We start from the raw sequence: 15,190 nt of genomic DNA on the forward strand, positions 1-15,190 counted from the left end.
CTCTGATCTAGTCCAACAACCATAATTGATGAACAAGATAAGACAGCTAAATAACAATTTAATGACAATATCTTTCACTGCTCCCTATTGGATTATTGAAATATTCACGACATATAACCGCATTAAAACTGTAAAAAAACTCCATTAAAAGCGTCATATTCCTTCCCTACCATACAAGTCGAACTTACTGACCTAGTCCAGAAGGATGGAGACAATGAATACTTTGCTTAGCCGTTCAACCGCATTTTCTGCAACTCTAATTGCAACCAGTTTTTCCGCATCGGTAGCAGCGAAAGACGCAAGCCTAGACACACTTATTCAAGCAGCCCAAAAAGAAGGCGCTGTGTACAGTGTAGGGATGCCAGACAGTTGGGCTAACTGGAAAGGAACTTGGGCTGATCTCCAAGCTAACTACGGTTTGAAACACCAAGATACCGATATGAGTTCGGCGCAAGAAATTGCAAAATTTGAAGCTGAGAAAAAAAGTGCAACTGCAGATATCGGTGATATCGGTTTTGCCTTCGCTCGTGTAGCAGTTAAAAAAGGCGTGACACAAGCATACAAGCCAACCACATGGGATAGCATTCCTGATTGGGCCAAAGACGAAGACGGTCATTGGGCGCTGGCTTACACAGGCACGATTTCTTTTATTACCAACAACAACCAAGTAAAGAATGCACCGAAAAGCTGGGATGATTTACTAGATGGTGATTACAAGGTCACTGTTGGCAATGTCGGTGTTGCAGCCCAAGCAAACAATGCCATTTTAGCCGCCGCGTTTGCCAAAGGTGGTGACGAATCGAACCTTAAACCTGCGCTTAAATTCTTCTCTAAGCTAGCAAAGCAAGGCCGTTTATCTTTCACTGATCCTAATATGGCGAACCTTGAAAAAGGCGAAGTTGAAGTAGCTGTAATGTGGGACTTTAACGCCCTAAATTACCGCGACAAAATCGATCGTGACCGCTTCACTGTCACTATTCCTCAAGATGGTTCGGTCATTTCAGGCTACACCACCATCATCAACAAGTACGCTCAAAACCCTAACGCCGCAAAACTAGCGCGTGAATATATCTTTAGCGATCAGGGCCAAATTAACCTTGCTGAAGGTTATGCTCGCCCTATTCGTAGCAATGTCACCCTGCCTAAATCAGTCCAAGATAAGCTGTTATCAAACGACCTTTACACCAATGTACAGCCAGTCACTGACTTTAAAGCATGGGAAAAATCAGCACGTAAGCTGCCACGTCAATGGCAAGAAAGTGTTCTTATTCACCAGCAGTAATCGTTAAGACTCACTTGAAATAACGACGCGATCCAAAGACTGATACAGAGATTATTACGATGAAAAACAAGGTCATTTTAGTTGTGCTTGATGGCCTCAATTACCAAGTAGCCCGTGATTGTATGGGCTACTTAAATGGTCTGATTGAGCAGCAACGAGCAACCTTATACCCAATACAATGCGAGCTACCGTCGATGTCTCGCCCACTGTACGAATGTATTTTAACGGGTATTCGTCCTGTCGAAAGCGGCATAGTGAACAACGACATTGCACGTTTATCGCATAACGATTCCATTTTCAGTTTGGCGAAATCTCAGGGCAAAGTCACGGCGGCAGCGGCATACCATTGGGTCAGTGAGCTGTATAACCGTGCGCCTTACAATGCCGTGCGTGATCGCGTTACCCATGACGAAACCATGAATATTCAACATGGCTGTTTCTATCACTGGGATCACTACCCAGATGAGGCGTTGTTTTTAGATGCCGAGTATTTACGCCGTACATATAACCCAGATTTTTTGTTGATCCACCCGATGAACATTGACGATATCGGCCATAAGTTTGGTTTAGATTCACGACAGTATCGCAACAGTGCGCGTGGTGCAGACATTTACTTATCTAACTATATCGAGCAGTGGCTAGCGGATGGTTATCAAGTGATCGTCACCAGTGATCACGGCATGAACAACGATTTATCACACGGTGGTATTTTGCCAGAAGAGCGTGAAGTGCCCTTCTTTGTGATTGGTGACAAGTTCACCCACCAACAAGACATCACTAAAACCGTAAAACAAACAGAGATCTGCGGCTTGGTTTGCCAACTGATGAACCTTGACCACAACAAACCTTATACTCAGGAATTGTTAGCCCTATGAGTAGCTCGACTCTGACGCAGGCATCCCCTGCGTCTTCTTCACGCATTAAAAGTCGATTGAGCAAATTAAAGCCCGCGCTTTGGCTGGCGCCTTTTGCGGTGTTCTTCTACCTTTTTCAGCTCGCCCCAATGATCTGGGTGCTAGTAAACAGCTTTATTTACGACGATGAATTTGCACTTGATAACTATAGCGAGATATTTGATTCTGCTTTCATGATGCAAGCATTCAGCAACAGTTTATGGTTATCCATATGGTCGAGCATTATTGGCCTCGCGATCGCAACGCTGCTGGTTTCATCGCTGCGCCGAGTAGATTCTAAAATCCGCGATGGTGTGGTTGCTTTCACTAACATGAGCAGTAACTTTTCTGGCGTACCTCTCGCCTTCGCCTTCATCATTATTTTAGGAACCAATGGCGCTATCACTCTGCTGCTAAGACAGTACGGCTTATTAGGCGATTTTGATTTATATGGCAAATGGGGCTTATTGATTCTGTATATCTACTTTCAGATTCCATTGGCAGTGTTACTGCTCTACCCAGCTTTTGATGCCCTAAACGATGATTGGCAAGCGGCAGCTGCACTGTTAGGTGCAAAAACCTGGCATTACTGGCTAAAGATTGCCTTACCTGTTCTGTCACCAGCCCTGTTTGGCACCTTAATTATTTTGATTGCCAACGCCATTGGCGCGTATGCCAGTGTGTTCGCTCTGACATCAGGCAACTACAACATCATTACCGTTCGTATTGCGAGCTTGGTATCAGGGGATTTATTCCTTGAGCCTAACCTCGCTGCCGCTATCTCAGTCATCCTTATGGCAATGCTGGCTTTCATCACCGTTGTTAACCAGTGGCTTATCGCCAAAAGCTACGCAGGGAAGAAAAACTAATGCAAAACCTGAATACAGCTTTCCACAAAACCGTGGTGTACTCGATTGTCAGCATCATGCTCATTCCCATATTAGCGACGTTTGTCTATTCAATCTCTTCGCGCTGGGGAGCAACGGTATTACCCGATGGTTTTACCTTTGATTGGTATATTAACTTACTGACTGATAGCCGTTTTCTTGATGCCTTTGGCCGCTCGCTGTTTATCTGTATTGCAGCACTAACGCTAAGCGTAATCTTGATTCTTCCCACGATTTTTGTGGTGTTCTATTACTTTCCTAAGCTTCACAAAGTCATGAATATGCTGATTTTGTTACCTTTCGCAGTACCGCCTGTGGTGTCGTCTGTTGGTTTGCTTCAGCTATACGCCGACAGTGAAATTGCACTCATCGGCACGCCTTGGATTTTGATTGGCACCTATTTCACCATTGCGTTGCCTTTTATGTACCGCGCCATTGCCAATAGTTTTGATGCTATCAATCTGCAAGATTTGATGGATGCCGCACACCTGCTGGGAGCAAGCACATCGAAAGCCTTCTTACTGATTATTTTACCTAACTTAAAAAAAGGCTTAATGGCATCGCTGTTCTTGTCTTTCTCTTTCTTACTGGGTGAGTTTGTTTTCGCCAATATTTTGGTCGGCACCCGCTACGAAACCCTGCAAATGTATTTATACAACATGCGTAACACCAGTGGCCACTTTACATCTGCACTGGTGATGACCTACTTCCTATTTATTTTTGTACTGACTTGGCTGGCAAGTCGTTTCAGCCGAGGAGCAAACTCATGAGTTATGTAACTGCGAAAAACCTAACCAAACGTTTTGGTGATAACACTGTCTTTGAAAATGTCGATTTCACCATAGAAAAAGGGGAATTCATCACCTTACTTGGCCCGAGTGGTTGTGGTAAATCGACACTTTTACGTAGCCTGACAGGGTTAGACCCACTCAATGGTGGTGCAATATGGGTTAACGGTGAAAACATCACTCAACAAACCCCACAGCAACGCGGCATTGGCATGGTATTTCAATCGTACGCGCTTTTTCCCAATATGACGGTCGAAGAAAACATCGCGTTTGGCCTTAAAATGAAAAAGATGGCGAGTAGCGATATCCAACGTGAAGTCGCTAAAGTTATTGGTTTGGTTGAGCTTGGTGGCCGTGAAAAGCGCTATCCACACCAGCTTTCAGGCGGTCAGCGCCAGCGGGTGGCATTAGCACGAGCCTTGGTTGTTAAGCCTCGAATTCTATTATTAGATGAGCCGCTTTCAGCGCTGGATGCTAAGATCCGCAAGCATTTGCGCCAACAGATCCGTGACATTCAAAAAGAGATGGATCTTACGACTATCTTTGTAACCCACGATCAAGAAGAAGCCATGATCATGTCGGATCGGATCTTCTTAATGGACAAAGGGAAAATCGTTCAAGCAGGATCGCCAGAAGAGATCTACACCCAACCTGCCAACGAGTTTGTAGCTGGATTCATGGGTCACTACAACTTGGTTAATGCCGACAAAGCCAAACAACTCTTTGATATCGAGACGAGCTGGAAAGTGGCTATCCGACCGGAATCTATCTACGTAAAAGAGGCTGGCCGCCAATACGGTGATCATATATCTGCACCACAAACAGGCACCATTAAAAACCACCAACTACTGGGTAACGTCATTCGATACCAAGTTGATGTCGATGATTGTGAACTCACCGTTGATTTACTTAACCGTTCATCAGAAAGATTGCTCGCAGCTGGCAGTCAATTAGAGCTATTGTTTAACCTTAACGAAATTCAACCTGTGAGCGCGTAGCATGTCGACCCCTTTGTATGTTTTTGATATGGATGAAACCCTGATCAACGCTGATTGCGCGATGATCTGGAATGAATTTTTAGTTGAGAAAGGTATTGCGGCTGATGCAGGCTTTATCGCAGAAGATCAGCGATTAATGGGCTTATACGCTAACGGGAAGTTAGATATGGAGGATTACCTCAACTTCTCGATGGCTCCCCTTGCCGACATGCCTAAAGCAGACGTTGATGCGCTAGTAGCAGAGTGTGTGGAGTCACATATTTTAGCCCAGCAGTTTAATCAGTCTAAAACACTGATAGCACAATTGCAGCGTGACAATATCGATATGGTGATCATCTCTGCATCGGTCACCTTCTTAGTGCAAGCCGTCGGCCGCCGCTTGGGAATACCCGTTGCGTTAGGGATTGATTTAGTCGAATCGAATAATTGCTATACCAGCCAAATTTCAGGCGTGCCAAGTTATCGTGAAGGCAAGGTAACGCGCCTTAATCAATGGCTTACCGCGCAAGAAAAAGACTACAGCGAAGTGCATTTTTTTACTGATTCAATCAACGATCTGGCTTTGTGTGAACACGCTGACTTTGCTTATTTGGTTAACCCTTGCCCTCGCCTTCGAGCGCATGCCAATCAACCAAACTGGACAATATTAAGCTGGGATTGATTGCAACTGCTTAACTAAAAGCCGTCAACTAGAGACATTAAAAAAGCAGCCACTCGGCTGCTTTTTTATTTCAAGTTAGTTTATAGCGCGGGTTCAACTGCTAGACCTAGCAAACGAAGCTTTCATCCTTCGTTGATCAACTTCATTAATAAGTGACCATCATAAAGCGCCTGTTTTACCAAAGCTGCACCCGGCATGGTTGCTTGAGTGTAAAAACAGCTTTCATCAATCTCTAAATCTTTATTGTAAACCGGCAATGATTGCGTACGGATACATTCCATAATGGCAGGATAAAGAATTTTCTTGGCATGATTTAACTCGCCACCAATCAAGATCTTCTCTGGATTAAATAAGTTGACCATAATCGCAATAGCTTGCCCAAGGTGATGACCTAATTCGATAATCACTTGGCGTGCTAAAGTATCATTGTCTAATGCCGCATCACAGATACTTTCAATCGTTACCTTACGACCATGAAGTGAAGACGGGTGACCTTCTCGTAACCGTGTTTCAACTTGTTCAAGTATCGCAGGCAGACTGGCAACCGTTTCAAGGCAACCATGGTTACCACAGAAGCATCGCTTACCATAAGGTTTGATTTGAATATGACCCAATTCACCTACGTTACCAATACGACCTTGTAGCACGGTGTTATCAAGCACAATACCCGCACCCACACCATGATGAACCGACACCAAGATTGAATTAGCAACACCACGTGAATTACCAAACAGCTTTTCCGCCAACGTCCATGAACGTGTGTCGTTGCCGATAAAGACAGGTAAACCTGTTTCTTCATGAAGTGCTGGCCCCAGGGCCAAGTTCTCAACATTATAGTGCGGCATTTGTACAACCACACCATCGTGCGCATTCACAACACCCGGCAATGACACTGCAATCGCCGTAATGCGATCAACTTCATTCACATGGTTGGCAAAAAAGGTATTGATCTCTTCCAGCAGCTTACTAAGCACATCATCTTGTTCGAGTTCATCAATATTCTGGCGTTCTTCCACCAAAATATCGCCGCCTAACTCGTGCAAGGCGATGGTTAAGTAACCTCGCCCCAAGCGCAATGACATGAATTGCCAGCCTTCATTGGCGGGCACTAAGCCAATCGCAGGGCGACCTCGACTTGTTGATTCCTGATACGGGGTTTCTTTGATAAGATGCGCATCAATTAATTCACGGGTTATTTTGGTAATACTGGCTGGTGCTAACTGACTTCGCTTTGATAATTCGATGCGAGAGATAGGCCCAAACTGGTCAATGAGTTTATAGACGCTGCCGGCATTGTTTCGTTTTATATGATCGATATGTCCAGGCTGAGCGACATACATTGCCAATACTCCTGATAAGAAAAAAACGTACAGGTGAATTTTTTTACTTTGCGAAGTAATTGTGAAGTTCAATCTTCCCAGTACGTGATACTCATCACGATGAATTACAAATTAGCGCATTATTCCGGCTCTTGATAACGGTAAAAGGCATGCTACTAAGCAATATTTTGCGTAATTTTTTCGTTGAATGAAATTAGCATTCTCCACTGAGGTTTACGGTGTACAAATTAAACGAAGTCTTTGAAACAATTCAAGGTGAAGGTGTTTTCACTGGAGTTCCTGCCATTTTTGTTCGATTACAGGTATGTCCTGTTGGTTGCTCTTGGTGCGATACCAAACAAACTTGGAGTGCAGAGCCAAGCGATTTTACTGACCTTGATACCATCATGGCGAAAAAAGAAGACTCACCATTATGGACAGAACTCGACGCAAATGGCGTTGTACAGTTACTGATTGACCAAGGCTACACCGCAAGACACGTTGTGATTACAGGTGGCGAACCTTGCATCTATGATTTACTGCCGCTGACGCAAGCGTTAGAAAGTGCGGGATTTCAGTGTCAAATTGAAACCAGTGGTACATCTGAAGTATTAACGACAGAAGCCACCTGGGTGACGGTTTCACCTAAAATTAATATGAAAGCCAAGTTACCTGTACTTGCAAGTGCCCTAGAACGCGCTAACGAAATCAAACACCCAGTCGGCACGCAAAAAGACATCGACCAACTAAATGCATTGATCGAAGGCAAAGCATTACGCAGCGATGTGACTATTGCCCTTCAGCCTATCAGCCAAAAACCACGTGCCACCGATCTGTGTATTGAAACCTGTGTGAAACGCAACTGGCGCTTATCGATTCAAACACACAAATATCTCGCGATTGCATAAGGTAACCTTCGCTCAATCTCAATAAGAGTGACGTGATTTAAGTTCAGTGCATACTTTATTGCACTGAGCTTTATTTTGCTGACTCCTCTTCTTTACTGTACAACCTTTTTACACATTCTTATTTTTTAGACCTCAGCACCATCTTCAAGATCGGTCGCATAGTTTCACACAAGCCCCCTCTTGGCCTTTCTATACTCACCCAAAATAGATCGACATTTCTCGCGCTAACTAAACTATTCATGATGAGAAATGCGTTCAAGCATAACCTTCGTGCAGTTGCACGATTTACCGTTTTAACAGGGGAGTTGCTATGCGTGCTTTCATTCGCATCATGGCTGTAGCCATGCTTGGTGGAATATTAACAGCCTGTGGTGGTGGAGGCAGTGATGATCCTGTTGTCGCACCACAAGAAGCTGTTGAAATATCTAGTCGATTTACCGTGACGGTAGATGTACCTGAAGGGCTAGCGACGGCTTATCAATCAACATCGCCCAAGTCCAAATCACCGCTATCAATCAATATTATTAGTACCGCTTACGCTGATATCCTATCCAGCCTCCAAGAAAAGAATTTCAAAGTGGTACTGATCGACGGGCAAGGGAAAATCTATCGTACCTCTACCCTGTCTGGCTGGAAAAAACTCAGCAATGGCGGCTATCAATTTGATGCCGACACCTCGTTGCGAATGAACGCCATACTCTTAGTTGATCTCTTCAATGAGCCTGAGGTTATTATTGGTGACCCTTTACCTAAATACCTCTACATGGTGCCATTAACCAGCGGTGAAGTGGTCGTGTCACTAAACAGTACCCTCGCCTACCAAGCCATCGCAAAACGTGTCGTCGAAAAAGGTGATTGGGGGGTATTTCTCGAAACAGTTGTTGATCCTAACGTGCGTAAACTCCGTGAAGCGACTGCCTACATGACGCAGATAAACAGCGAGATAGAATCGGCTTTACGTCCGCAATTAGGCACACTCGGCATGACGCTGCAAAATATTTTAATACTGACCAAAGTAAAAGATATTACCGATGGCATTATCGATCGTACCTACTCTGAGCAACTCGGCGCAGAAGGTAACATCGAAGCGATATTAACCGACGGTTATTGGCGTCTAAAAAGTTTTGATTCGAACCAAGGTAGCGGTATCAATGCAAACCAATACGCTTATGATGGCGCCGAAACCCGCCAGACAGATACAGGCTGGCGAAAAGACGGTAGCACCGACATCAACTTTTCCACTTACTTTACCTATTTCAGTGAAAGTACCCGCTTTTCATCTAATGATATTTCGAAGCAAGTATTCACAGGTGGCGGTTGGCAAGGCTTATTCGATTACGACAAAGTTGTCTTAACCACAAAAAAAATAGCCGTCATGTCCAATTCGGCTCTACAAGGCAGTGAAGAACTGGGTAACAATTTAAGCGTGAAAGTGTATCCGCTTTCAGGTAAGAAGATCCGTTATTTCTTGTCATCGAAAGATAATCATCACATCAGTAAATACATCCCTGCCGAGACAGAATTTACCGAGGATACATACGGCTTCTATTTCACGTGGCAACCGCAACAAGAACAGTATTTATTGTGTGACACCCGCGACAACAACGATGCTTGCCGAGTCAGTGCACCCGCTCAACCCAGCGTGCATATTACCGCGCTTGAGGATGTTTCGAGTAATGTACGAGCCAGCCAAGTATTAGAGGTAAAAGGCTTTACCTTATCTGATAGATTCGTCGTTGAGTTCATTGAAGATGACGGCTTTTTTACTGCTTATTACTGGTTCAATATCGCGGGCGATAACTGGGATGTGTTCACGGAAGGCACTTTCGCCCCTGTCACATTAGGTAATACCGAGTTTATTCAATTTGTGGTGCCAGATATTGTCAAACAGCTTGATGATAGTTACCGCTTCACCACCAACAACCTCTTTTTGGTGGAAGACCGAAACTTCGTCAACATTGGGGAAACCTTATTGAAATTCGAAGCCTTCCATTTCGCAGGTTTCGATAACAACGCCAAAGCGCAGATTTTTTCCGCAGCAAGTCGCAGTAACCTACCACCCTTTGGTCGCTGTAGCTTTGGGGATACCTCAACAGCAACAACGGATAAGTACCTCAACGCAATTATTGAATGTGGGGGCGATGAACGCTTTACCGCCAGTGATGTTGATGGGCTAATTAACCAACATCTAGTCCAACTAACAGATACTGGCGATATCGACACCGTCATCCTAAAACCTGACAACACTTGGAAATACTATATCAATGGTGATCGTCAATTTAACGATCGCACTTGGGCGCACACGCCTGAAGGTTACCTCAAGATCAACTGGGATCCAGCCCAAGAACAAGATTTTGATTTAATGGCAGTCACTAGCCGAGATCGAAACACTAACCTCTATGCCTATAAAGTGTTCTTCTCGCGCTTTGATCCTTTTGGCCCTGTAATAAACTCTATCTTTTCGTCTATCAACAAAGAATATTCACCGTTTGAACTCACCGCGTGTACCACTGGTGATTCTGGTTGGGATATGACGACCGTAGCACCCTTAACTAAATCAACCCAAGTCCAATATCAGAATGAAACTGCGGCTTGTATGGTCGGTTGGGATAATAAAGTCGTTCGTTTTAACGAAGCAATGTTAATTGGTGAAACCGGCATTGCAAGCGATGACAAAGCCCTAAAGTTTGCCAGCGACAGCTCACGCTTTCTCAAACTAAGTGATGAATTCGATGGCGATTTTTTCCGTGGAAAATATATCGATTCTGCAGGTTGTGGTTTCAACATTGATATACATTGGAAAATAGATGAAAACGGCAGTCTGTTTTATCAAGCTGTTGATGGCTCGCTTAATGAGCGTATCACCATGACAGAATCAGATGGCTTACGCTTTACAATTAAAGCCTTCAATCATCAAACACGCTGGCAAGCAGCGCTACAATTTGCCACCGATGACGGTGAAGTTTGGAGCGATACAATCACCTTTATTAGCGCCAGTGACGTGCCTAATGTGACGACGATTCAACCGCCAGTTGTGCCAGAAGGACAGCCACAACCCCGTCCACCCGGTATTGCAAACGGCACAATACTTGATGACGGACGTGCTTGTGAATACGTTACGCCATAACGGAGTGTGGCGTCACAATTGGCTACTATTTAATAACAATTAAAAACAATGCATCGCGCCTTAACGACAAAGTTTTGGCGCGATTTCCGTTTCATTTGTGACAAATAAATCTGATAAATTCATCTGTGTCAGTTTTATCCACCACTATCACATTACAAAGTATGCAATTGCATGCGCCACATCACAATAACCATACCAAAACCAATGATTAACATTTTTAATCAGTAACATATCAATATGTGTGATCATCCTTCCACACTGCGTACGGTCAGAGACACCGAATAATTTGTCAAATTAAAGAGTCTACTTCAAACAACAAGCGGCATTAGACCGCAGCGTCATCAATCGCTTTTAAGGAAGAAATACATGCGATTAACCATTGCTCACAAACTATTACTCACACTGCTAGCCGTTTTTACACTGGTACTTGCCGCGTCGTTAACCTATGAATCTTATCAACAGAAAGCCTTGCTCCAATCAGTAATTAGCGAGCAAACGCTCGATAAAGCTGGCAACTATTTTGATAGCTTAAACATGATGATGTTAACGGGCGCTATGGGACAGCGAGAAACTCTTCGTCAAAAAGTACTGTCACACTCAGGTATCGACAATGTCCGTGTGATCCGCGGCGAAGGCATCACCAAATATTTTGGTGCGGGTTTGAAAGGTCAAACTCCTGTTGATGAATTCGATCGCCGTGCCTTGCTGGGCGAACAAATTGTTGAAACAGTTCAGACCCCAAATGGGCAAAACTTACTGGTTGCTCTCCCTATGAAAGCGAGCAGTGATTATCGTGGTACAAATTGTTTGTCGTGCCACATAGTGCCAGAAGGTGAAGTACTGGGGGTTGTCCGCCTTGAATATAGCCTCGGCCCACTCTATGAGCGTGTCAACAAAGAGCTATTACTTGCAGCCGGGATCATGGCATTAATTGCCGGTACTGGCTTCTTATTCGCTTTATTCATGATTCGCCGCATTATCGTGCGTCCGCTACGCCGTGTATCAAACTACATGAAGCACACCAGTATTAATAAAGACCTTAGCTCACGCCTGAACGAAACACGCCAAGATGAAATTGGTGAACTCTGCCAAAGCTACGATCAACTGCTCGATAACTTCTCTGCAAGCTTACAACAGGTGCAAACCACATCAGAATCACTGACACTTCAAGCAAATGAACTAATCTGTGTTGCCTCCAAGACCACTCATGCAGTCGAATCACAGCGATCGGAAACCACTGACATTGGTGCGGCAATAGAACACATGCAACAACAACAGCACAATGTTGAGCAACGCACCGCAGAAGCCGCCACCCTAAGTCAAAATGCGTCCGACTCCGCACGCCAGGGTACACAGTTGGCGATCAGTGCTGGCGATGACATTCGTTACTTAGTGAAAGATATTGAGAACGTGCAAACACGAATAAACCACCTGAATGAACAAAGCAGCCAAGTGACAACAATTTTGGATGTCATTCGTGGGATTGCTGAACAAACTAACCTACTCGCATTAAACGCGGCGATAGAAGCGGCACGCGCGGGAGAACAAGGACGTGGCTTTGCCGTCGTTGCCGACGAAGTGCGTAATCTTGCGACACGTACCCACCAAGCAACAGGCGATATTCAAACCATTATTGAAGTTTTACATCAAGGCAGTGAGGCATCAGCCAAAGCAGTAGAAGATACCTGTAAAACAGCCTACGCAAAAATGGAAACCATTGAACAGTTGTCACAAGCTTTATCTGATATAGGTAATCATATTCAGGTAGTTAACACGCATGCGAATGACATTCAGCAACAAAGTGCCGAACAAGCCAATATGGCAGATTCAGTAAATATAAAAATTGAAACCATTACCCGTCATGCGGATGAAACTTCATCTCATGCCATGCAATCTAAAGAGATTAGTGTAAATCTTGAACAGTTAGCAGAGCAATTAGAGCGATTACTTCATCAATTTACGCTTTCAAGTGATAACAAAGCTTGATGCTTGACGTAAGACAGGTAATATTAATGCTTCGGAATGTATCTTAAAGCACAATATGTCAATTACGACCAAAGTGCCTTAACGGAGAATAATTTAAACATGACTTACGCGCCTGTAACAGACGTATTAAGCGGAAAGCTGGCAGTAGACACTGAAGTCACTGTCCGCGGTTGGATCCGCTCACGTCGTGATTCCAAAGCTGGGATCTCTTTTCTTGCCATTTATGACGGCTCTTGTTTCGACCCGATTCAGGCCGTGGTCCCAAATGAGTTAAATAATTACCAGGAAGAAGTACTTAAACTGACAACTGGTTGCTCTGTTGAGGTCACTGGTAAGATTGTTGAGTCTCCTGCTAAAGGTCAAGATTTTGAACTAGCTGCAACAAATGTAAAAGTTGTTGGTTTAGTTGAAGACCCAGACACATACCCAATGGCGAAAACTCGTCACTCAATCGAATACCTTCGTGAAGTGGCTCACCTTCGTCCTCGTACTAACATGATTGGTGCTGTAGCGCGTGTTCGTAACTGTCTATCGCAAGCTATCCACCGCTTCTACCACGAGCAAGGTTACTTCTGGATGTCTGCACCACTTATCACAGCGTCTGACTGTGAAGGTGCGGGTGAAATGTTCCGCGTATCAACGCTTGATCTTGTGAACACACCAATGACTGACGCTGGTGAAGTCGATTTCGATAAAGACTTCTTCGGTAAAGAAACGTTCCTAACGGTATCTGGCCAGCTAAATGCTGAAACGTATGCTTGTGCACTAAGTAAAGTGTACACATTCGGCCCTACGTTCCGTGCGGAAAACTCAAACACAAGCCGCCACCTAGCTGAATTCTGGATGGTTGAGCCTGAAGTTGCTTTTGCTGATCTTAACGATGTAGCAAAACTAGCAGAAGACATGCTGAAGTATGTGTTTAAAGCAGTACTTGAAGAGCGTCGTGACGATCTTGAGTTCTTTGCACAACGCATCAACAAAGACGCAATTTCTCGTCTAGAGAGCTTCGTTGATTCTGACTTCGCACAAGTTGATTACACTGACGCAATCCAAATCCTAAAAGATTCTGGCCGCGAATTTGAATTCGATGTTGAGTGGGGCATCGACATGTCTTCTGAGCACGAGCGTTACCTTGCAGAAGAACACTTCAAAGCTCCTGTTGTTGTTAAAAACTACCCGAAAGACATCAAAGCATTCTACATGCGTATGAACGATGACGGTAAAACAGTAGCGGCAATGGACGTTCTAGCACCTGGTATCGGTGAAATCATCGGTGGTTCTCAACGTGAAGAACGTCTAGAGCTTCTAGACAAGCGTATCGACGAAATGGGTATCGACCCAACTCACCTAGATTGGTACCGCGACCTACGTCGTTACGGTACAGTTCCTCACTCTGGCTTCGGTCTTGGTTTTGAACGTCTAGTGACTTACGTAACGGGCATGCAAAATATCCGTGACGTAATCCCGTTCCCACGTGCACCACGCTCTGCAAACTTCTAATTAGAGGTTCGCTCACAAGCATTGTAAAAGGCTACCTTCGGGTGGCCTTTTTTATCTCTTCTGCTCAGTATCTATCTATATTGGCAAACCAAGTCCACCAGCCACACAGTACAACCCTTTATATAAACGCCGCTCTGATACGAACTTACTTCAACATCTCTGTAATAATTCAACTACTCACTTATGGTTTAACAACTCTCGATCGCAATGACATGGCTATAGTGATTTCGTGAACAGAAAATACGATACCCTTTGAAAATCAATTCGTTTCAAATCACACGAGTAGAGGTACCTAAATAGCTCTAACTCTGCTGTTGGGTAAATCACTATGCCGATTATAAAAACATCGTTATCAGCAAGCCATTTGTTACTGTCTACCCTTGCGCTTGCTACCATCATATTTTGTCTATCGCTTTTCCCAGCGACAGCAAGCGCATCGGATCAAAGCAGTAAGCAACCTTTTACTGGTATCCCTGTCAGCACCCTAAAAAGTCACAGCGCATTGATACAGCAGATTTCACAAATCATCACCAATAAAAGTGAACAACTCGAACACCACATTTATTTAAGTCGATATTCCCCATCCGATCTCACTACTTACGTTTATTGGCACCAAGGTAAGGAACTTTGGATTTTACCCATCAGTACTAAAGATAACGAAAGTTGGGCGTTCATCCAATCCAACGCCAATATGCAGAGAATTGATTTACTCAATCACGTTGTTGACAGCGCAGATGATGTAGGAAGCAGTACTTTTCTTGTTGATAAAGTTTGGGCATCAAAACGCATTTACGATGCTGTTGTTGAAGGCGAACATTTAACCATCAAAATAAAGGAATAA

12 protein-coding genes are annotated in these 15,190 nt (G+C 44.2%); 11 read left to right on the forward strand and 1 reads right to left on the reverse strand.

The window, feature by feature from the left end; translation table 11 throughout:
- Nucleotides 1-214 precede the first annotated feature (214 nt).
- The 6 genes from ASV53_RS04140 to ASV53_RS04165 are packed head-to-tail and all read left to right on the forward strand — an operon-like array spanning nt 215 to nt 5,509.
- Entirely contained in the window at nt 215-1,282 is a 1,068-nt protein-coding gene (locus ASV53_RS04140; protein WP_094956207.1) for an ABC transporter substrate-binding protein, read from the forward strand.
- A 59-nt stretch (nt 1,283-1,341) separates the two neighbouring features.
- Nucleotides 1,342-2,157, forward strand: coding sequence for an alkaline phosphatase family protein (locus ASV53_RS04145; protein WP_094956208.1), 816 nt, complete (start codon nt 1,342-1,344; stop codon nt 2,155-2,157).
- Entirely contained in the window at nt 2,154-3,044 is an 891-nt protein-coding gene (locus ASV53_RS04150; protein WP_094956209.1) for an ABC transporter permease, read from the forward strand. The genes ASV53_RS04145 and ASV53_RS04150 overlap by 4 nt, the downstream gene beginning before the upstream one ends.
- On the forward strand, nt 3,044-3,832 hold the full coding sequence (locus ASV53_RS04155; protein ID WP_094956210.1) for an ABC transporter permease: 789 nt from the start codon (nt 3,044-3,046) through the stop codon (nt 3,830-3,832). Before ASV53_RS04150 ends, ASV53_RS04155 begins: the two co-directional genes overlap by 1 nt.
- Nucleotides 3,829-4,848 carry an ABC transporter ATP-binding protein gene (locus ASV53_RS04160; RefSeq protein ID WP_094956211.1) on the forward strand — a complete coding sequence of 340 codons (1,020 nt, stop codon included), beginning with the start codon at nt 3,829-3,831 and terminating at the stop codon, nt 4,846-4,848. The genes ASV53_RS04155 and ASV53_RS04160 overlap by 4 nt, the downstream gene beginning before the upstream one ends.
- A gap of 1 nt (nt 4,849) precedes the next feature.
- Nucleotides 4,850-5,509: an HAD family hydrolase gene (locus ASV53_RS04165; protein ID WP_094956212.1), complete on the forward strand. Its 660-nt coding sequence runs from the start codon at nt 4,850-4,852 to the stop codon at nt 5,507-5,509.
- A gap of 122 nt (nt 5,510-5,631) precedes the next feature.
- Here the strand turns inward: ASV53_RS04165 and mlc are convergent, their stop codons facing one another.
- On the reverse strand, nt 5,632-6,849 hold the full coding sequence (gene mlc / locus ASV53_RS04170; RefSeq protein ID WP_062688795.1) for a sugar metabolism global transcriptional regulator Mlc: 1,218 nt from the start codon (nt 6,847-6,849) through the stop codon (nt 5,632-5,634).
- 218 nt (nt 6,850-7,067) lie between these two features.
- Between mlc and queE the strand changes: the two genes are divergently transcribed.
- The 5 genes from queE to ASV53_RS04195 all read left to right on the forward strand — a co-directional run bounded on the left by queE (nt 7,068) and on the right by ASV53_RS04195 (nt 15,190).
- Nucleotides 7,068-7,736 (forward strand): 7-carboxy-7-deazaguanine synthase QueE, encoded by a 669-nt coding sequence (queE, locus tag ASV53_RS04175; protein ID WP_062688793.1) that lies wholly within the window; start codon nt 7,068-7,070, stop codon nt 7,734-7,736.
- A 310-nt stretch (nt 7,737-8,046) separates the two neighbouring features.
- On the forward strand, nt 8,047-10,863 hold the full coding sequence (locus ASV53_RS04180; protein ID WP_094956213.1) for a hypothetical protein: 2,817 nt from the start codon (nt 8,047-8,049) through the stop codon (nt 10,861-10,863).
- A gap of 366 nt (nt 10,864-11,229) precedes the next feature.
- Nucleotides 11,230-12,849, forward strand: coding sequence for a methyl-accepting chemotaxis protein (locus ASV53_RS04185; RefSeq protein ID WP_094956214.1), 1,620 nt, complete (start codon nt 11,230-11,232; stop codon nt 12,847-12,849).
- Between the two features lie 99 nt (nt 12,850-12,948).
- Nucleotides 12,949-14,349 carry an asparagine--tRNA ligase gene (gene asnS, locus ASV53_RS04190; RefSeq protein WP_062688867.1) on the forward strand — a complete coding sequence of 467 codons (1,401 nt, stop codon included), beginning with the start codon at nt 12,949-12,951 and terminating at the stop codon, nt 14,347-14,349.
- Between the two features lie 328 nt (nt 14,350-14,677).
- A complete protein-coding gene (locus ASV53_RS04195) occupies nt 14,678-15,190 on the forward strand; it encodes a hypothetical protein (protein WP_094956215.1) in 513 nt (170 codons plus the stop codon).

Source organism: Photobacterium sanguinicancri, assembly GCF_002265265.1.
In the GTDB taxonomy this organism is placed as follows: domain Bacteria; phylum Pseudomonadota; class Gammaproteobacteria; order Enterobacterales; family Vibrionaceae; genus Photobacterium; species Photobacterium sanguinicancri.

Coding starts and splice junctions, on each gene's coding strand:
- ASV53_RS04140 (WP_094956207.1), top strand. CDS start 215: ATGAATACTTTGCTTAGCCGTTCAACCGCATTTTCTGCAACTCTAATT.
- ASV53_RS04145 (WP_094956208.1), top strand. CDS start 1,342: ATGAAAAACAAGGTCATTTTAGTTGTGCTTGATGGCCTCAATTACCAA.
- ASV53_RS04150 (WP_094956209.1), top strand. CDS start 2,154: ATGAGTAGCTCGACTCTGACGCAGGCATCCCCTGCGTCTTCTTCACGC.
- ASV53_RS04155 (WP_094956210.1), top strand. CDS start 3,044: ATGCAAAACCTGAATACAGCTTTCCACAAAACCGTGGTGTACTCGATT.
- ASV53_RS04160 (WP_094956211.1), top strand. CDS start 3,829: ATGAGTTATGTAACTGCGAAAAACCTAACCAAACGTTTTGGTGATAAC.
- ASV53_RS04165 (WP_094956212.1), top strand. CDS start 4,850: ATGTCGACCCCTTTGTATGTTTTTGATATGGATGAAACCCTGATCAAC.
- mlc (WP_062688795.1), bottom strand. CDS start 6,849: ATGTATGTCGCTCAGCCTGGACATATCGATCATATAAAACGAAACAAT.
- ASV53_RS04180 (WP_094956213.1), top strand. CDS start 8,047: ATGCGTGCTTTCATTCGCATCATGGCTGTAGCCATGCTTGGTGGAATA.
- ASV53_RS04185 (WP_094956214.1), top strand. CDS start 11,230: ATGCGATTAACCATTGCTCACAAACTATTACTCACACTGCTAGCCGTT.
- asnS (WP_062688867.1), top strand. CDS start 12,949: ATGACTTACGCGCCTGTAACAGACGTATTAAGCGGAAAGCTGGCAGTA.
- ASV53_RS04195 (WP_094956215.1), top strand. CDS start 14,678: ATGCCGATTATAAAAACATCGTTATCAGCAAGCCATTTGTTACTGTCT.